The organism is Cerasibacillus quisquiliarum, from assembly GCF_014202495.1.
Lineage (GTDB): Bacteria > Bacillota > Bacilli > Bacillales > Amphibacillaceae > Cerasibacillus > Cerasibacillus quisquiliarum.
On sequence record NZ_JACHHA010000005.1, the window covers coordinates 106,653 to 126,369 of the forward strand.

At 35.2% G+C, this 19,717-nt stretch carries 17 protein-coding genes; 8 read left to right on the forward strand and 9 right to left on the reverse strand.

From position 1 onward, the window contains the following. Positions 1 to 34: 34 nt before the first annotated feature. A complete protein-coding gene (locus HNQ35_RS07685; protein ID WP_146936178.1) occupies positions 35 to 847 on the forward strand; it encodes an undecaprenyl-diphosphate phosphatase in 813 nt (270 codons plus the stop codon). A gap of 36 nt (positions 848 to 883) precedes the next feature. Here HNQ35_RS07685 and moaD read toward each other — a convergent pair whose 3' ends face one another. From moaD to HNQ35_RS07700, 3 genes are all read right to left on the reverse strand, one after another. Then, positions 884 to 1,117, reverse strand: a complete 234-nt coding sequence (gene moaD / locus HNQ35_RS07690; RefSeq protein ID WP_146936180.1) for a molybdopterin converting factor subunit 1 — start codon at positions 1,115 to 1,117, stop codon at positions 884 to 886. A gap of 91 nt (positions 1,118 to 1,208) precedes the next feature. Further along, positions 1,209 to 1,520 (reverse strand): metal-sulfur cluster assembly factor, encoded by a 312-nt coding sequence (locus tag HNQ35_RS07695; protein WP_146936182.1) that lies wholly within the window; start codon positions 1,518 to 1,520, stop codon positions 1,209 to 1,211. A gap of 80 nt (positions 1,521 to 1,600) precedes the next feature. After that, positions 1,601 to 2,365, reverse strand: a complete 765-nt coding sequence (locus HNQ35_RS07700) for a prolyl oligopeptidase family serine peptidase (protein WP_146936184.1) — start codon at positions 2,363 to 2,365, stop codon at positions 1,601 to 1,603. A gap of 120 nt (positions 2,366 to 2,485) precedes the next feature. On the opposite strand from HNQ35_RS07700, the gene HNQ35_RS07705 reads away from it, so the two are divergent. From HNQ35_RS07705 to HNQ35_RS07720, 4 genes are all read left to right on the forward strand, one after another. Then, the gene (locus HNQ35_RS07705) at positions 2,486 to 3,313 is read left to right on the forward strand and encodes a Cof-type HAD-IIB family hydrolase (protein WP_146936187.1); all 828 of its coding nucleotides are present in this window, start codon (positions 2,486 to 2,488) and stop codon (positions 3,311 to 3,313) included. A gap of 82 nt (positions 3,314 to 3,395) precedes the next feature. Next, entirely contained in the window at positions 3,396 to 3,533 is a 138-nt protein-coding gene (locus HNQ35_RS07710; protein WP_170226610.1) for a hypothetical protein, read from the forward strand. Between the two features lies 1 nt (position 3,534). Next, positions 3,535 to 3,729 (forward strand): DUF3813 domain-containing protein, encoded by a 195-nt coding sequence (locus tag HNQ35_RS07715; protein WP_146936189.1) that lies wholly within the window; start codon positions 3,535 to 3,537, stop codon positions 3,727 to 3,729. A gap of 453 nt (positions 3,730 to 4,182) precedes the next feature. Beyond that, on the forward strand, positions 4,183 to 4,446 hold the full coding sequence (locus tag HNQ35_RS07720; protein ID WP_146936191.1) for a NifU N-terminal domain-containing protein: 264 nt from the start codon (positions 4,183 to 4,185) through the stop codon (positions 4,444 to 4,446). Between the two features lie 63 nt (positions 4,447 to 4,509). Here HNQ35_RS07720 and HNQ35_RS07725 read toward each other — a convergent pair whose 3' ends face one another. Next, a complete protein-coding gene (locus HNQ35_RS07725; protein ID WP_146936193.1) occupies positions 4,510 to 5,355 on the reverse strand; it encodes a YitT family protein in 846 nt (281 codons plus the stop codon). 95 nt (positions 5,356 to 5,450) lie between these two features. On the opposite strand from HNQ35_RS07725, the gene HNQ35_RS07730 reads away from it, so the two are divergent. Further along, positions 5,451 to 6,311 carry a fatty acid kinase binding subunit FakB gene (locus tag HNQ35_RS07730; RefSeq protein WP_146936195.1) on the forward strand — a complete coding sequence of 287 codons (861 nt, stop codon included), beginning with the start codon at positions 5,451 to 5,453 and terminating at the stop codon, positions 6,309 to 6,311. Positions 6,312 to 6,765: 454 nt separating this feature from the next. Next, complete coding sequence (locus HNQ35_RS07735) at positions 6,766 to 7,989, forward strand: hypothetical protein (protein WP_146936197.1); 1,224 nt, start codon at positions 6,766 to 6,768, stop codon at positions 7,987 to 7,989. 58 nt (positions 7,990 to 8,047) lie between these two features. Here HNQ35_RS07735 and HNQ35_RS07740 read toward each other — a convergent pair whose 3' ends face one another. Beyond that, entirely contained in the window at positions 8,048 to 9,532 is a 1,485-nt protein-coding gene (locus HNQ35_RS07740; RefSeq protein ID WP_146936199.1) for an alpha-amylase family glycosyl hydrolase, read from the reverse strand. A 67-nt stretch (positions 9,533 to 9,599) separates the two neighbouring features. Further along, complete coding sequence (locus HNQ35_RS07745; RefSeq protein ID WP_146936201.1) at positions 9,600 to 9,980, reverse strand: YisL family protein; 381 nt, start codon at positions 9,978 to 9,980, stop codon at positions 9,600 to 9,602. Positions 9,981 to 10,157: 177 nt separating this feature from the next. Here HNQ35_RS07745 and HNQ35_RS07750 point away from each other — a divergent pair, with 177 nt between their 5' ends. Further along, positions 10,158 to 11,351: an ornithine--oxo-acid transaminase gene (locus tag HNQ35_RS07750; RefSeq protein WP_146936203.1), complete on the forward strand. Its 1,194-nt coding sequence runs from the start codon at positions 10,158 to 10,160 to the stop codon at positions 11,349 to 11,351. A gap of 354 nt (positions 11,352 to 11,705) precedes the next feature. Here the strand turns inward: HNQ35_RS07750 and addA are convergent, their stop codons facing one another. The 3 genes from addA to HNQ35_RS07765 all read right to left on the reverse strand — a co-directional run bounded on the left by addA (position 11,706) and on the right by HNQ35_RS07765 (position 19,664). Next, the gene (addA, locus tag HNQ35_RS07755) at positions 11,706 to 15,419 is read right to left on the reverse strand and encodes a helicase-exonuclease AddAB subunit AddA (protein WP_146936205.1); all 3,714 of its coding nucleotides are present in this window, start codon (positions 15,417 to 15,419) and stop codon (positions 11,706 to 11,708) included. Next, positions 15,420 to 18,917 (reverse strand): helicase-exonuclease AddAB subunit AddB, encoded by a 3,498-nt coding sequence (gene addB / locus HNQ35_RS07760; RefSeq protein WP_146936207.1) that lies wholly within the window; start codon positions 18,915 to 18,917, stop codon positions 15,420 to 15,422. It abuts the gene before it with no gap. 84 nt (positions 18,918 to 19,001) lie between these two features. Continuing rightward, on the reverse strand, positions 19,002 to 19,664 hold the full coding sequence (locus tag HNQ35_RS07765; protein ID WP_146936209.1) for a TVP38/TMEM64 family protein: 663 nt from the start codon (positions 19,662 to 19,664) through the stop codon (positions 19,002 to 19,004). Positions 19,665 to 19,717 lie beyond the last annotated feature (53 nt).

Here is a 19,717-nt window from a genome sequence, read left to right on the forward strand (position 1 = left end):
AGAAAATGAAAATTCTTTATTAGGGGGAATTATTATGGAAATAACTGAATCCATTATAACAATTGTTAAGTACTTGATACTCGGACTTATTCAAGGATTTACAGAGCCTATTCCTGTATCCTCTAGTGGTCATCTTGTTATCTTTAGGGATTTATTTGGTGTTTATGTCGAGGGTCTATCTTTTGAAATACTGGTTAATTTCGGTTCATTAATTGCTGTATTAATGGTTTACTGGAAAGATATTATGCGCCTAATTAAAAATGGCTTGCGTTTTATTTTTACACGTGAACGAGATGCCAAAGAAGACTTCTTATTTATCATGTACTTAGTCATTGCCACATTACCAGCCGGTATTATAGGTGTCTTATTTAAAGACAAAATCGGTGATATAAGTAAAGCATCGACGGTCGGTATCACACTAATTGTCACCGGAATAGCTTTATGGATCATTCGTAATCTACGAGGAAGAAAAAATGACGGTGATTTATCATGGAAAGATGCGGTAATTGTAGGTTTCGCTCAAGCTATCGCACTTATTCCTGGTATTAGTCGTTCAGGGGCTACCATCGTTGCTGCCATGTTACTCGGAATGAAACAAGAGACAGCATTGCGTTTTTCATTTTTATTATATATTCCTGTTAGTCTCGGTGTAACCATTTTATCTATTGATGATGTAATTGGTGATCCAACCTTTGAATGGGCTCCGAATATCATCGCATTTATTGCATCACTCGTTGCTACATTCTTCGCATTAAAATGGTTTATGAACGTTATGGCTCGTGGTAATCTTAAATATTTTGCTTATTATTGTTTTGCCGTAGGTACGTTGGTCATATTCTTCATGTAAGCAAAAACGTGTCTGTTATATGGACAGACACGTTTTTTAACCACCACTTACAGGTGGAATAAATGCTACTGTATCACCCGCATGAGCATATGCATTTTCTGGAACATATTCTTCATTAATAGCTATCATAATCGAATCTTCTGTATTGATTCCATATGAGGACAATATTTTTTGCTTCAATTCTTTAACCCTTATTTTTTCCGCCTGAATTGAAATTCTTTCCTTACCAACATCTTCTCGCAATTGAGCAAATAATAACACGTTAATCATATTGACCCTCCTTCACTTTTAAATTGAATGTTCATGCTATTCATTAAAAAAGGAGGTTAATCCTTTTTTAAAAGAATTAACCTAATATTTTTTAATCTGGAATACCGAGTGCAATTTTCGCATAACGCGACATGCGATCTTTAGACCATGGTGGATCCCATACAATATCAACTTGTATATCCTTAATTTCTGGAAAATCCGCTAATGCACGACGTACATCTTGTTCGATATGACCTGCTAGCGGACAACCCATTGATGTTAAAGTCATCGTTACCTTACATAAACCATCATCATCCATATCAACATCATATACTAAACCGAGATTAACGATATCTATACCTAATTCTGGGTCAATCACATTTTCCAGTGCCCCGAGAAAATTCTCTTTCAATGCTTCATCCATGATAGTACTCCCTCCTTACATCTTATCTTTATTTAAACATATATTGATCTTTTTTCAAGTGAAAATCATTAGGGTACTTGTTAACGCAAATGTTTCTTAAACCATTTTACAGTTTCTAAAATAGCGAATCGACTTACTTTGTGGTCACGCCCTACTTCTTTGATAAAATGAATTTGTTTCTTGTCTTTATACATATCACGCGCCGCTTGATAGAACGTATAAGAGTGTTCAAATGGGACAACCGGATCCTTATCACCATGCCAAAACAATAATGGTCGCTCTTTTAGTCGATTCATATGTTTAGCCAAATCAATGGACTCTAAATCATTTAATAATGTTTTTATTTTTTCTTCAGGTAATGGTGGATGATCCGTTTTTTCATATTCCTCGATGATAACTTTAGCAAAGTCTAATAATTTCGGACTCCCCATTAATACTGCGGCAACTCGAATCCAAGGATATTTTACAAGAGAAGCAGATGTTGTAATCCCGCCCATACTTGTTCCAGCTACGCCAAATAAGTCATCTTTTATAAGCTGTTTACCCTGAAAATATTGGTGTATTGTTTGTAAATCAGCGACATTTTGCATGACGATATCCCAAAAGGCCAATTGTTTCTTAATAAAAGTCGTATTCTTTTCTCTTTCCCCATGTAACATACTATCAGGTAAAATGACCCGATAGCCCTCTTCTGCTAAAAGAAAAGCAATTGGTAAATTATGTTCTTTTGCACTTGTAAAACCGTGAAAATATGTAATCATTGGTAACGGTTTGTTTTTTACTTCGTTATCTTCGACGATTAGACAAGGAATGTCAGCTATTTTTACCTTTTCTATTCCAATCACTCTTACAAACCTCCTTAATCATGTATATATATTAATCATATAGTGTTCAACATCATCTGAAAAGAAATAACCTTTACGAATTGAATATTTATTTATACACTTATACAGAGGTGAAGGGTTATGAAAAACGAAAGACATTTAATTGCTTTAGATTTAGACGGGACATTATTAACGAGCGAAAAAACAATTCGTTCATATACAAAGGAAATTATTTTTGAAGCGAAGAGAAGAGGACATATTGTTGTTATTGCAACAGGTCGACCACATCGATCGAGTATTAACTATTATAATGAACTCAACCTAAACACACCTATGGTCAACTTCAATGGTGCTCTCGTTCATCATCCTAAAAACAAAGCTTGGGAAGCTTTACATCAACCTCTCGATTATAAGACGGCTCTTAAAATCGTCGACACTTGTTATGATTACGCAAAAAATATAATGGCTGAAGTTCAAGATCATGTCTTTTTAGATCAAGATGATCCGCATTTTATTGATACTTTTATTGATCATACGAGTGAATTACAATTTACAATCGGTCGCTTGCATAAACAACTACGTGAAGACCCTACATCATTACTTATCTATCCATATGAAGAATATATCGATGAGTTGAAGCAAATCTTAGATGATATGCACACTGATTGGATTGAACATCGAAAATGGGGGTCTCCTTGGCATATGATAGAAATTGTAAAAAAAGGAATGAACAAAGCAGTCGGTTTAGAAAAAATAGCACAATATTATCGTATCCCAAAAGAAAGAATTATTGCATTTGGTGATGAAGATAATGATTTAGAAATGATTGATTACGCTGGTATCGGTGTAGCAATGGATAATGGTATTAAAGAATTAAAGTCCATTGCTAATTATGTCACTGATACAAATGATAATGATGGGATTGGTAAATTTATTCAAGAATACTTAAGCATAAATGTCAAAATGTAAATATTACCTTAATAATTTTACTACAAACTTCCCATAATAGTATTGAACGCCACCATCATTCATATCTTTTGGAGGATCTCATATGGAGACAAAACAAAAACAAACTCACTTTCACCGATCCACTACAAAAGACCAAAATAAACGTGCTCATCATGCTGCTTTTACTGATAAAAAACGAAAACAAAAGGAAACTTCCAAACACACAGTAGGAGGGTTTTAACATGGAGAAAAATTTATTTCAACAAGCTAAAGATTTAGTGTCAAACCTGACAAACATGGGTGGAAGTGCAACTGAACAAGATAAACAAGCTGCACGAAACGCTATTCAAGCAGCATATAAAGACTGTACACCAGAAGAAAGAGCGCAACTCCAACAACTTGAACAACAACTGTTACAAAATAATCAATTAAAATAACTCGTTCATGATGGTAATTGCGGAGTCATTTCATTAATGATGATGAGTTACATGAGTTACTTTAAGTGAACAAGGTTATAATAAGGTTTTGACAATTTAAAGTCTCTTATCAAGTAAATGGTAAAAAGAAAAGTGGTTTTAGCACGATGTTTAAAAGAGCTAAGACCACTTTTTTCTAATCCATTTATCATATTAAATTCAGGCTATATGCCATATTGCTACAATATCGCATTTGTGTTCGTATAAATTAGCTCGTTGAATCCGACACGAATTAAACTTACATCACTTGATAACTTGTCTCCTTTGTAGAAAAGGTGATAAACTTTTTACAATAAATGTTTCTGTACCTTCTCAAGGCATATTCATCATTTGATGCTAATCATAGCCGATTATTTTTCTTTTGCTTAATTATTTGATAAAATGAATTTAAGTATGTCTAGGAGGGATACAGTTATGGGTGTACGTGCTGAAGAAACACCGAATCCAAATGCAATAAAATTTACTACAGAAAAAATGATTTTCGAAGGTACAGATAGCATTTCTGTTATGCCTGGTGAAACAAGCGAACATGAGATTTTAAATGATTTAATGGATTTAGATGGTGTCGATAATGTCTTTGGATATCAAAATTTCATTACTGTTAATAAAACGTTTGATGCCGAATGGGATGAATTAATTGAAAAAGTAAAAGAAGTATTTTTGAAACATGGATACTAAATACATAAAGCAGCTAGCCACCTTAACAATTACATTTCTTTAGTTGGCTAGCTTTTTTTATTTTTACTTATCCTGACGAAAGAATCCTAAAACACCTGTCGTTTGGACAATATTAGTAAAAGCTCCAGGATCAACCTCTTTTATAATTGTTTCTAAATCATACAGTTCATAGCGTGTAATGACTAAATAAAGCATATGTTTTTCATCATTAGAATAAGCTCCTTTAGCTGGGATAATCGTAATACCTCTAATTAATTTTTCATGTATTGCCCGCTGTAATTCATCCTTTTTGTTCGTTATAATCATTGCGGTCAATTTTTGATAACGTGTATGAATCGCATCGATAACACGAGTATTAATATATAAAGATAAAAGTGTATACAATGCATTTTCAGGTTCATAGAGAATGCCTGCAGCTGCAATAATTAGCGCATTAAGCATAAGAAAGTAAATACCAATAGGGCGATCTTTAAGCCGTGATAATACTAAAGCAATGATATCCATTCCACCAGTTGATGCTCCTATACGAAGGGTGATACCTACACCCGCCCCACCTATCAAACCACCAAATACGGCATTTAAAATAATATCTTCTGATATTTCAATAACAGGAAGAAGCTCTAAAAATACAGTTGTAAAAGCAACAGATATTAAACTATACACTGTAAACGCCCGGCCAACTTTTAACCATCCTAAAATAATAACAGGTATATTAAATAGAAAAAGCAACACTCCTGTTCCAACGCTCATATTTAAAAAATCTTTAAATATACTTGATATAAGCTGTGCAGCTCCAGAAAAACCACTCGCATATACATTCGCACCAATTAGAAAGAAATTTAATGCGATGGCATTTAATAATGCTCCTGTAATGACAATGAGCGTCCTTTTCATTTCTTTTATAACCATTTCATCAACTCCTTTTAATTGCATTAATTTTTGACTAAACATCTTTCTGCATATAGACTTATTAATAATACAATAAATAGAATGAAGGTGAAACAATGAATGTAAAAATACTTGTTGATTCAGCCTGTGATTTAACTGAAGAACAATATAACAAATACGGGATTGAGATGATTCCGTTAACAGTCCAACTTGATAATAAAGAATATAGAGATGGTATTGATATAACACCTAAGACTATTTACGATGCCATGCGTAAAGGAAAAAAACCAATGACGTCACAAGTGTCTTTACAAACGTTTAAGTCCATATTTACTAAATACGCTGAAAAAAAACAACCACTATTATATTTAGCATTTTCTTCAGAACTATCTGGTACATATCAAACTGCTAAAATGATGGAACAACAAGTTCGTGATGAATATCCAGATGCCGAACTTCATGTACTCGATACGAAATGTGCATCAATTGGCTATGGTTTAGTCGCCATAAGAGTTGCTAAATTAGCTAATGAAGGCGCCAAGATGGATGAATTAATTGAAATGGCATCTTATCATGCGACCCATATGGAACATATCTTCACAGTAGATGATTTAAATTATTTATATCGTGGTGGACGTGTCAGTCGAACAGCTGCATTTGTTGGAACATTACTAAACATTAAGCCTATCCTACACGTCGATTCTGGAAGACTCATACCAATTGAAAAAATACGTGGTTCAAAACGATTGCTTGATCGTATGTTGGAAATAATGGATGAACGTGGGATTGATTTTGAAAATCAAATGATAGGTATTAGCCATGGTGACGATTTGGAGCGTGCAGAAAAGCTCGCAGCTAGGATAAAAGAAAAATATCCTGTAAAAGACGTTATCATTGAGATGGTTGGCGCAGTCATTGGAGCCCACTCTGGTCCAGGAACACTTGCTTTATTCTTTTTAAATAGTTCTTATAAATAAATCATATCGGCAGAGATTGCTATTTAAATAGTAGTCTCTGCTTTTTTTTCGACCTTTTATTGACAATTTACCAAAAGGGCTTGTCTTTCATTAAATACTCCTTCATGATAAAGTAGACTCGGTTCATGTGGAGCAAATAATTCACATGAATCTTAGTCGCACTTATTTCGAAGCTTGGTAAATAAATGTTCATTTATTTGCATAAGTGCAAGCACACTACCTGACTTCGATACCAGCTCGTCAGTCAGTGTGTTAGCTTTAGCTGCACTTAACTCCAACGTACAGTCGACGTGACACAGGACGTGCAAATTAAAGGCTTTTCGGTGATGCGAATAACCGTAGTCCCAGGCGTTGCGACAGGACGTCGCGTACTTAGCCTGCCTTTACCTGCCTGCGGGAGTCTTAGTAACGCCGCGGAAACAAACATACATCATAAGTTTTAGGAGTGGAAGTTATGCCTACCTATTTAAGACATACGGTATTTTCCTTTTTTATTATTGTCGCATTAACAGGAATCTGGATGCGTTTGATTCCATTACATTCGATTGATTTAATCCCTTACACACATTTACTCCATGGGCATTCACATTTAGCGTTTTTGGGGTGGGTGTTCCTTGGTTTAATACTCATATTCCTCAAACTATTTTGGCCTTCTATTAGGGCTAAGAAACAAATCATTCCAATGACAATTACTTTGATTGTCGTAACGATTCTTATGTTTATTGCTTTCTTATATCAAGGATATGCACTCTTCTCTATTATCTTATCAACCTTACATATTTTCATACAGTATTGGGTAGCAATCTTTATTTACCGAGAAATGAAACAGCTATCAATGCCAAGTTCCGCTTCATTATTTATGAAAGGCGGCTTAGTGACTTTAGTCATTTCATCTTTTAGCCCATTTTCATTAGGGTTTATTGCTGCTAAAGGGTTACAAGACTCCCCTTTCTTTGATATGGCTATTTATTTTTATTTACATTTTCAATACAATGGGTGGTTTTTCCTTTTTTTAATCGGATTATTTATAGCAATCATCCATCGAAAGAACATCCATTTTAATCAAACTTTATTAACATACGCTTTTTGGCTATATTTTATCGCCCTATTTCCTAGTTATTTACATTCCATTTTATGGGCTGAATTAGGCCGTGGAATGACGATTCTCTCAGCAGTTGGTAGTATTGGGCAATGGATTGCTGTTTTATTAATCTTGATTAGTTTTAAAGAAATTTATCAAGCGATATCATCATACTTCGGAAAGCTGTTCACCATCACGGTAAAGTTAGTCTTTATACTCTTATTTGTTAAGCATACCCTTGAGCTTGGACTGATGATTCCGGAACTGGGGACTTTAGTCTATGAATCACGCTCTGTTATCATAGGTTATCTTCATTTAACTTTGCTTGGTTTTGTTAGTCTATTTTTATTTATACAGTTCTATATGATTGGTTTATTTAGAAAAAGCTCGATAACCGTTTTTGGCTTCTCCGTATTTATCATTAGTTTTTTACTTAATGAAGGTTTATTGTTTATGCAGGGCTTGACAGAGTGGACGACTTTACCGGTTTTCCCATACATATTAGAAGGCTTGCTATTAGCAAGTATTCTTTTGGCTATCTCAGGCTTTTGCTTATGGTATTCTAGTAGAAATAACTCAATAGAAAATATATATTAAACAGATGAATAGAAGGATGTCCCTTTGGTCTTGGGACATCCTCTATTCACACATATATTTAAGCCTGTTGCTTTTGTTTTCTACTTAAATGTATGACAGATCCAACAAACAATAGAAATACAACGGCAATAGGTATAATAAATAACCAATTAATACCTGAATTCTCTTCAACAATATAAACTTCTTGTGATTCGCGCGAAATACCGATTTTGAATTCACCATCACTATTAGCGCGTACTAAATCATCACCTAACAAACCTCTTAATTGACTATTCGTATCAATCCCAGTTAGTGTAGCCTGTCTTGATTCTTCATCATTATTAATGACGATATAAAGTGTCTCACCTTCATATGATCGTTTAAAGACACTCATGCCTTGATCAACAGCAACCATGTCGAAGTCTCCATGCTGTAAGGCAGGGAATTGTTTACGTAACGATGCCATTCGTGTAAAATACTCTTTTAATTCCGGTTCTCCGCTATTAAATTGCATTAAATACATCATTTCTGGATAGTTTTTCCCGAACATCGGTAGTTCAGAACCTTGATAAATATAAGGGACACCTGGTGTTGTATACATATACGTTAAGGCTAATTTCCAAGCTGTTAATATATTTCGTCCTTCTTCTGAGAACTTCTGACTAAATCTCTCACTAAATTTATCATCTACTTGTGTTAAGGTATTATTATTTTCCATCTCTTTCCATACATCATATATATTTGCAATCGGTTGATTAACCTGTGAAAGAACTTCACTTAAAGCATTCTGTAACTTTTTATTTTCAATCAGATCAAATGGCATCTCACTAAGATGATCCATATTAGCTTCAGAAGAAACATTGGCCAATAAAATTAAATCAGGTTGAATAGATTTTAGTTCTGTTGTATATGTTTTTAAAAAATCTTGATTTGCTCTGTCTGCGGCATGGATTTTAAGACCATCAACCTCTGTCTCCTTAATCCAAAACACCGCCACATCAATTAAATAATCAACGACTTCAGGGTTAGATTGATTTAAAGTTAGAGCTTCTTCTAACCATGGTTCCTCTTCAACTTGAATATTGTTCCCTTGATTAATCCAATCTTGTTTCTTAGCAATGGGATTTGTTTTAGCTACATAGTTAGGAACCATTTCTAGTATGACTTTTATGTCTCTATTATGAGCTTCCTTGACCAACTGTTTGAGTTCTTCCATTGACCCAAATTGTTCTTCAGTTTCATAAAAATTTTCTATCCAATAGCCATGGAAACCATCTTCTGCATTCGCCATAACTGGCGATAATGTAATCGCCGTAAAACCTAAACTTTTAATATCATCAAGTTTCATGATAATGCCTTTAAAGTCTCCACCATGATAAGCATATAAATCATCAGGTCTTACTTGATTACTTTTTTGCTGTTTTCCATTATTGAAGCGATCTATAATGATGTCATAGATAATTTCCTCGTTGATAGATGTCTCGTTGTTCCCCTCTGCAGTGACTAGCCAAGGAAAATATAGTAACAACCCACTTAGTACAATAATTGTAAACAATCTCTTCATGCAATTTCCTCCACGTTAAAATAAGACTATCTCGGCGACTACGAGATAGTCTTATTCGCTTATTTTATCATCCGAATAAATGAACGCCATATGGTAGACGACCAAATCCTAAAATTAATGTCAGTAAGAATGCAATAACGAACTGGATCCATGCCCCTTTTGTTGAACGGCCTTTAGCCATTCGAACTGCAATCAGTTCCATTGCTGTGATGACCCAAAGTCCGAGTATCGTCTTAGCAATCACTTCACCTAACATAGCTCCTGAGGCATGTTTGAAATACTCAGATACTAACATGCCACCTGATATGATGATTATAATATAGAACAAGCGTAATATCATTTGAGTTATTTTTGCGCCCTTTTCATTTCCTTTACGTTGTAACATCACAACAACAATCAATAAAATCAGTGCGACGACCCATGACGTAATATGTAAATGTGTGTTCATTTAAATGATTTCCTCCTCTAATAAATTAACTTATACAGTATTAATAATAATCTTAACATGTTTATGTGAATTAATCACGAATAAATACCGTGGCTATTTTAATATTCATATTTACACGGTATAATAGACTTTGAAAACGCTTTACTTTATTAACGCTTATGTATTGGAGGATTACAAATGACGATAACGAATAAAATTATTAAACAAACAGAAACATATGGTGCCCAGAATTATCATCCGTTACCTGTTGTTATTTCTAAGGCAGAAGGGATTTGGGTAGAAGATCCTGAGGGCAAGCGTTACATGGATATGCTTAGTGCGTATTCTGCAGTTAATCAAGGTCACCGACATCCGAAAATCATTAAAGCTTTAAAAGACCAAGCTGATAAAGTTACTTTAACATCACGTGCATTCCATAACGACCAACTTGGACCATGGTATGAAAAGATATGTCAATTAACAGGAAAAGAAATGGCCCTACCAATGAACACTGGTGCTGAAGCTGTTGAAACAGCGATTAAAGCAGCACGCAGGTGGGCCTATGACGTTAAAGGTGTTCCAGAGAATAAAGCAGAAATCATTGTTTGTGAAGGCAATTTTCATGGTAGAACAATGGCAGCCATCTCATTATCATCAGAATCCGAATATAAACGTGGTTTTGGTCCGATGTTACCAGGAATAAAAATTATTCCGTATGGTGATATTGACGCACTTAAAGCAGCTATCACCGAAAATACAGCCGCGTTTCTATTCGAACCTATTCAAGGTGAAGCAGGAATTATCATTCCACCTGAAGGTTTTCTAAAACAAGCCTACGATGTTTGCCATGAAAATAATGTGCTTTACATAGCTGATGAAATTCAAGCAGGATTAGCACGCAGTGGAAAAATGTTCGCCTGTGACTGGGAAGGGGTGACCCCTGATGTGCTTATTTTAGGTAAAGCTCTTGGTGGTGGTGTCATGCCTATTTCATGTGTCATCAGTGATAGGGAAGTTTTAGGCGTTTTTAATCCGGGTTCACATGGTTCTACCTTTGGAGGAAATCCACTCGCTTGTGCAGTCTCACTTGCTGCCCTAGATGTCATTATCGAAGAAGATTTAGCCACACGTTCATTAGAGCTGGGCACATATATGATGGACGAATTAAAGAGAATTAAAAACCCAATGATCAAAGAAGTTCGTGGTAAGGGATTATTTATCGGTGTTGAATTAACAGAGTCAGCACGTCCATATTGTGAAGCATTGAAAGAGCGTGGTCTATTATGTAAAGAGACACATGAAAATGTTATTCGTTTTGCGCCACCATTAATTATTGAAAAGAAAGATTTAGACTGGGCCTTAGAACAAATTCATAACGTTTTGGAAGGTTAAAAATCAATAAGATAAAAGGAGCTAAATAGAATCTGTTAAATAGACAAGGGAGAAATGTAATGATACGGTCTTAACTCTAATTAAAACAAGGTTAAGACCGTTTTCCCTTTCCTAATACTTTTCATATTGATAAATATCAATGTATTTAACAATAGTTTTTGAAAATCCTGTGATGTGCAGATAAATATTTTTAAGTAAAGTTAATTCACTTTGTGATGGCATATTATGACCTATAAAACAGATATCCACCCCTATATAATAGGAGTGAATGATTATATTTATGTTTTTCGTTTCAGTGCTCTAAATATGATATATCTAACCTAGTTACTCACAATTTTTTCTTTAAGAACATCATTATCGCTTTGGAACATTAAGCAGTAGTTCCTTGGAGAAGAAGTATAAATAAACAGACTTAACAGGTTGTTGCCAAATCTTTTCGATAGCTTGGCGATACAGATTCATCTGTATTTGATAACGTTTGATTAATTGATCTTTTATATTATCCGTTACGTCACCGTTTATTCGGTCTGTTTTATAATCTAAGATTATCCACCCTTCATCTGTCGGGATAAGACAGTCAATAACTCCTTGGATTAAGACTTCTTCTTGTTCAGATTCGTCCCAGTTTCGATAAACGTCTTGAGCAGGTAAAGTTAAACTAAATGGAACCTCACGATATATTTTTTCAACGGTCATCATATATTTGGCAATATCTGTTGTATAAAACTTTTCAATCGCTTGGGTATCTATCACTTCCACCATTTCTGAACGGAGTATTTCTCGATCTACTAAGCTATGAATAAATTCATTAATTTCATTTTGTGCTAATGCTTTTGCAAATGGAAGATGCTGCATCACCGTATGCATAATAGTCCCTTTTTCAGCTGCTGATACTGTTTTTTCTCTTTGCATAAAGACAGGACGTTTTGTAATAGGTGCTTGATAAGGTATAACAAACTGATTATCACTATACTCATCAGGCTGCTCTTGTTGGCGTTTGATTTCTGTCACACTTTGTTTTGCTCTTGAAAGCTTTGCTAAACGGTGCGTATATTGAAAGTTAAGCCGAGCATCAACTTTTTCAAATGTTATTCGATCAGTTGTCTTAACAGGCTTCCAGTTTACAAGATGATCTTTTATTTTTTGTTCTGAAACATTTTTATCTGTTTCAAAGTCTGTCAGATCACTTCCGTGAATCACTTGAATATCCCAATTAGATTGATCTTGTCTAATTTCCTTGGAGACATTTGGCCCAATTTCCCCTTTTCTTAATACGCTACTCTGTTCGTGGCGAATAAGAGCAGGCGCTACCCAATCAAGATACGTTTTTGATTGGCTTCGATAATATGCAGGAAGAACCCATGTTGGATGAGCCAGCATCTGTTCCCAGGCTTCCTGTTTTTTCACAAATGAATTTACGTTTCCTACCATGACTAACTTTTCCTTGGCACGTGTTAATGCAACATATAAGACACGCATCTCCTCTGCCAGTTGTTCACGTAATTTCTTCTGTTTAACGGCCTGCTTATATAATGTCGAATAAGTAATACGTTTAATCGGATTAATATAATTGCTTGCAAAACCTAGATCTTTGTCTAATAAATAACGTTTTTTTAAATCTTGAAAATTAAATTCACTTGCCATCGCTCCAACAATAACGACCGGAAATTCCAATCCTTTACTCTTATGAATCGTCATCATGCGAACGACATCTTCTTGCTCACTTAGTGCCCTTGCTGCCCCTAAGTCATCGCCTTGTTCTTCCATCCGTTCGATAAAGCGTAAAAAACGGAATAAACCACGAAAGGAAGTTGTCTCATAAGCACGTGCCCTATCATATAAAGCACGTAAATTTGCTTGTCGTTGTCTCCCACCAGGCATACCACCGACAAAATCATAATAACCTGTATCTCGATAAATATTCCATATTAATTCTGACAAAGCGCCTTGTCTTGATTGTTTACGATAATGGTCAAGTTGAGTCATAAATCGCCTAATTTTTTTGGCTGTGTCATCGTTATTTTGTTCAACATATTTTTTAAGTGCGTGATAATACGTGCTTTTCTTATCTGCCAAACGAATGCGAGTCATTTCATCTTCATTTAACTGTACAATTGGTGAACGTAAAACAGAAGCTAATGCAATGTCTTGTTGTGGGTTATCAATTGCTTTTAATAAGCTAATCATAACCTTAACTTCAATCGCTTCAAAATATCCCGTTGACAATTCGGCATAAACTGGTATCCCTTGTTTTTTCAGTTCATCAACAATGACTGGTGCCCATGTCAATGAGCGTAATAGTATAACAATATCACGATATTGAATGTCCCTTTGTGCTTGTCGTTCTTTATCGAATACTTGTAATGGTTTTTTAATCCATTGTTTAATTTTCTTTGCATAGATGCGTGCTTCAAGCTGTGCCTTTTCTAAATCTAGGTAACTTTCTTCATCTTCATTTTCAGACTGTACATCAGACTTTTCTCGATCAATAATAATGAGTTCAGGTTTTGCTTCTTGAAAAGGAAAGTCATCATATTGGGTGTTTCCATAAACTAGCTCCGCGTCTTTCGTATAGTTCATCTCCCCAAGTGTTTCGTCAAGTATTTGTTTAAAAATATAATTAGTCGCTAATAATATGTCTTTGCGACTTCGAAAATTTTTGGCTAGATCAATACGTTCTGCTGGATGCTCCTCTTTGTTAAATGTGTTGTATTTTTCAATAAACAATGTTGGTTCAGCATGTCTAAATCGATAAATACTTTGCTTGACATCTCCAACCATAAATCGATTTCCTGGTCCTTCTTGCTCACTTACAAGACGTAAAATCATTTCTTGGACATAATTTGTATCTTGATATTCGTCAACTAGTACTTCGCTAAATTGCTCTTGTAATTTTTTAGCGACGTTTGACGGTAAAATGTTCGATGGAGTGGATGATTCATCAACTAAGAGTGCAAGACAATAATGCTCTAAATCCGAGAAATCAACGACCCCTTTTTCTTTTTTAAGTTGAGTGAAGCGGTGCTTAAAATCAATTACTAATTCGGTTAATTGTTTAACTACTGGAGCTAAGTCTTTCATATCTTTTATATGACTTGCTAAGTCGCGTAAAAAATAATCATCAATCATATCTGTCCAACGATCCTTATAACGATTACGAATCGCCTTGACCATTTCTTTTTTGTCCTCGTTACATTCTAATCGCTTTCTAGATAGTGGCTTAAATTTGCTCGATTGCATATACGGTTGTAATGTTTCCCAGGATGTTAAAAGACTTTTCGCTTCTTCTAACATCAATTTGTCCTGCTCTAACGTTTCAATATACGTGTACGGACCATCACTTTCTTGAGCAATTTCAAATGCCATATTAATCTCCTGTTCAATGGCTTGAAACTGTTCACTTACAGCTTGTTTAATCATTTTTAGCCATGTTAGATCATGTTCTGTCCATTCATCAGGAATATCATAAACATCGCTTAACTGATGGAGCCATGCTTCCGGCCATGGATTTTGAATAGCAAATTGATAAAGGTTTAATATTAACTCTTCAACTTCTTTATCACTACGATCATTTGAAAAGCGATCAACGACAGCGAAAAAACGCTCTTGTTCTTCGCCTTCTTTTCCATACCATTCTTCAAATAACGACTCAAGTGCTTCTTGTTGCATTAAATCAGCTTCCACATCATCAACTATTCGAAATGCAGGATCAAGATCGAGTAAATAAGCATGTCTTTTAACAATATCTAAGCAAAATGAATGCAATGTTGAAATCGACGCACGTTGCAATAGCGATAACTGGCGTTTTAAATGATGTGAAGTTGGATGTTTTGATAATGCTTCTTCTAAAGCCTGCCCCACCCGATTACGCATCTCTTGTGCAGCCGCATTTGTAAATGTTACAACGAGAAGTGAGTCGATATCTATTGGATCATCTTGTCGTAATATTTTCTGAATAATGCGTTCAACTAGAACAGCTGTTTTACCTGAACCAGCAGCTGCAGCGACTAGAATATCTTTTCCTGATGTATAAATAGCTTGTTCTTGTTCTGTTGTCCACGTTACCATTTACTTCTCACTCCCCTTTCTTAATTTTTCTAAAACTTCATCATCTTTCATATCCGGTAACTTATGGAAGGTGTTTGCTTCTGTTAAAGGGTCAAATTGGCAGACAGATTTAAAAGGACAATACGTACATGCCTCTTTATTTTTATATTTAAATGGATTAAGCTTAATCGTTCCTTCAATCATATCTAACCCAGCTCTGATCATAAGTTTATGGATATGTTCTTGGAGTATAATAAATGTTTCTTGATCTGCTACTTTTGAATAACTATAAAATCCACCATTCTTCTTCAAACCTACTGGAATGATTTGGCTTGTTCCTGAATCTAAAGAGGTATCCATCAATTGTATGACACCTTCATCAGCAATTAAAAGCCCCTTCATTTTATATTGTTTGAAAATCTCCTTTTCTAGTGCATGTTCGTTCAAATTTGGTTTACCTGAAATCATCGGATTATGCACGTGGAAATATAGGACGCCAGCTGGGGTAGCTTTAATACCTAGCCATTGTTCTGAATGAGCTAATACAACGTCTAAATAAGTTAACATCTGTAATGCTAAACCATAATAAACTTCAAGTAAGTTTAAGCTATGATCACTCGATTTATAATCAATAATTCGCAAATACAATTGGTCATCTTTCTGAGCTCGATCTACCCGGTCAATTTGTCCCCGCAAAATAAGCTCATATCCATTCGGTAATGTCAAAGTAATCGGTGGAAGATCATCTTTTTCACCAAGTCCAAACCCTAACTCTAATCCAATCGGTGAAAAGTCACTTCTTCTTGCTTGTTCACTCAAAATAAAAGTCGCTCTTGCGATGACTTCTTGTAACTTCCTTTGAATATATTGATAACGATTTGAACTATATAGGATTTGATGCTGCAACACAGGTGCTAAACGGCGAACTGCTCGTCTAGCGTAACCATTCGCATCTTCCTTCGTTAACAGAGCATAATCTGTTCCTTCTTCTTGAACCCATTCTGTAATGATTTTTAAAGCTTCGTGGAATAACTGGCCAATATCAGGTGCATCTAATTTATATGTCCGTCTTTCTTGTAAGCCGAGGCTATATCTTGCAAAATGTTGAAACGAACAACGGTAATATGTTTCTAATCGTGATACACTTGCTTTAATTTTCTTCGGATATAATTGCTTAACCGTCTTTTGTGCCAAGCTAGTCGGCTTGTTCTCATAAACTAAACTTTGTAAGACGTTAAATGTTACCCCATGCTTTGGATGATTTATAATATACCAATTTAATACATGCCACCAAATATCCTTCATCGGATAACCTCTTACATAACGTGATAGTTGGGCAGTTAATGCAGCACGTGTTTTTTCTGGTGTCGTAATAAATCGTTCTGCTTCTATTAATTCATCTGGATCCTGTAACATGAGGTAAGTCATGCCATTAGGAAATAGCTGCTCTAGTTTACGTATCATTTGTGAGGGCATTTTCGCCTTTCCTTCTTCATCACTAATCGGATAACTCACCCATAAAAATTCATTAGCTGACGTAAAAACAAGATACATATAAAACCAATCGTCCAGCAATTGACGTTTTGCCGTATCTGCTAACTTCATACCGTGAATGGCAAGAAATTCACGTTCTTCTTCGTTTATGACTCCTTCAGCTGGTGGTTTTAGTGGCCATAATCCTTCATTTACGCCTAATAAAAAAGTACATTTCTTCCCACTAATACGAGAGCGTTCAACAGAGCCAACAATAACATGATCCATACTTGGAGGAACATGAGCAAATTTCAATGAAGTAAGCCCCGCTTCAATCATTTCACGAAACAGGGCAAATGACATTTTTTCATCTCCTGCCATCTCCACAATTTCATCGAATAATTGAATAAGAGCATGCCAAACTTGTTCTTGCTCTCTCCCTTTTTCTATTTGTCCCTTCTCATCATACTCATTCCGTAATTGTTCAAGCCTTTTAGGAACTTGTATGTTTTCAAGCAATACATAAATAAGTTCACAACGTTCTTTAATCGTTTCTGCCTGTCGCATTGCTTCATCAAATGAGCGTAACGGCCCTACAACTTGTGCACGATAACGATTTATCTTTTCCTGCATATCACGCTCATCATCTGTCTGAGTCTTTCTATCAAAACCACGAAATCGTTGAAACACCCATTCATCATTTGAAAACCAGCTTGACCTTGAGCGAATACCATACTCTAAACAATAATTTTCTAATTCATCAATAGCATCGGCTGTTAAAGGATAGCGTTCATCCTGAATAGGTATAAAACCTGTTTTCAACATACGGAACACAGCATCATAGCGCCAATTACCATGAATAACATCTAAGATAGAACGAATAAATTCGATTAAAGAATGGTTTAACATCGACCGTTTCTCATCAATAAAAACGGGAATATTATAATCGGCAAATAACGTTTCAATTAAATCATGATATGTTTCCGGATCGCGTATAAATATAGCCATATCACGGAAACGATACCCATGTTCTCGAACAAGTGACAAGATCTCTTGTGCAACTCCTTCAACTTCAGCACGTGGATGAACAGCTTCACCTAATTTAATTGGAACATCTCCCACATATTCAGGTACAGGATGCGTATCAAAATGTTTCTCTAAATGGGCAAAATAAGGGTGATGTTTAAAACGATCGTTTTCCGCATCTAAACGAACATGTGACTCTATATTAATTTGATGAACTTCAGCTAGCTGTTTTAATTGATTATACGTTTCAGTCGTTTGGTAAAACAAGTCAAGATCAGAACGTTCTTTTTCACCTAAATCATCGACTGTTAATGCAATCGTTACTTTGCGACATGTTTTTAAGAGAGCTTCGATTACACGCATTTCAATCGGAGTAAATCGATGAAAACCATCTAAATAAACTTCTGCATCTTGCATTAGTGTCGCTTCTGGGATCTTCTCTGCAAGAAGTCTTAATTCATCTTCCCCATCCATATAATTATCCTTTAACACAGTCATGAAACGATCGTAAATATATGTTAAATCTTTTAATTTATCGACAAGCGCTTTTTCTGTCGGATGTTGATGAACAAATTGATTCATTACTATCTGCTGTTCAACTAACATACTTGGTGTGATTTCATATCGCTTAAACTCTTTCATAATCGCTTCTAATTGTTCGAGAAACCCTTGTTTTTCAGTAGTCTTCTGAAACACAAGCCAATCTTCTTGTTTTTCCTTCAGAATCTTGCGAAGTAACATTTGAATACCGACAGAACTAATATATTGCCGTGTAGCACCACCTGTTTCTTGAAATATCCGCCAAGCTAAACGGGAAAAACTAACCACTTGTGTCCGAATACTACCTGTAAATTCAGGATCACGAAATAAAGTATATTCTTGATCGAATGTCATTTGATCAGGTACAATATAAAAAATCGCTGACCCTTGTGGATCGTGGAGTGATTTCTTCTTTATTTCTTCAAACATCAAAGCACTCTTATCTGTTCCTGATCTTCCTACAATAAAACGAAGTGTCATTTTTCTCCCCCTTTTCCCTCTAATCATAAACAAAAAGCTTCTATCTTCTTATTTTAACAAAGATAAAAGCATTCCCATAGCAACTTAATGAGTACGGTCTCCAATAGTTGTTCCTGTTGGATTAAATCTTTTTTTTCGTTGGAGTCTTTTTTCTATATATTTCCCTAATGTCCAAAACAGACCGATAAAAATAACAACTAAAATTGTTTTTAATGGATTTTTAGCGAATGACGCAATGCTTGAACCGACATATGACATCGAAAAAATCATCACCGCTTTACCGAGGAGAATTGCCAAAACGTACTGATAAACCTTAATTTTCGATAAGCCTGACACGACATTAATGACCGATGATGGGGAGAAAGGAAAGCTAAGTAGAATAAATAATGGCCCAAAGCCGTGTTGTTCAACCCAACCTGTCACTTTATATACTTGCTTATGATTACGAATACGTTTAAAAAACTTCTTCTGACCAAGCTTTCGAATAATCATAAAAACAGTAAGGTCACCAAGGATGGAACCTAACCACGAATAGATGAATCCTTTTAACAACCCATAAGCCGCAGCATTAGCAAAAACAAAAACAAATAATGGTAAAAAGGGGAAAAAGGATTCTATAAACGGCAAGAAAACACCTGGTAATGGCCCTAAACTCTCATACTGCTCTAATAATTCCACAATATATTGATCAAGTTGACCTGCATCATAATACTGTTTCCAGTCCGAAAAAATATGTTGTACATACATTAGAAATCTCCTTAAAGTGCCTGTTCTAACGGGAAGTTATTATGTATATCTTA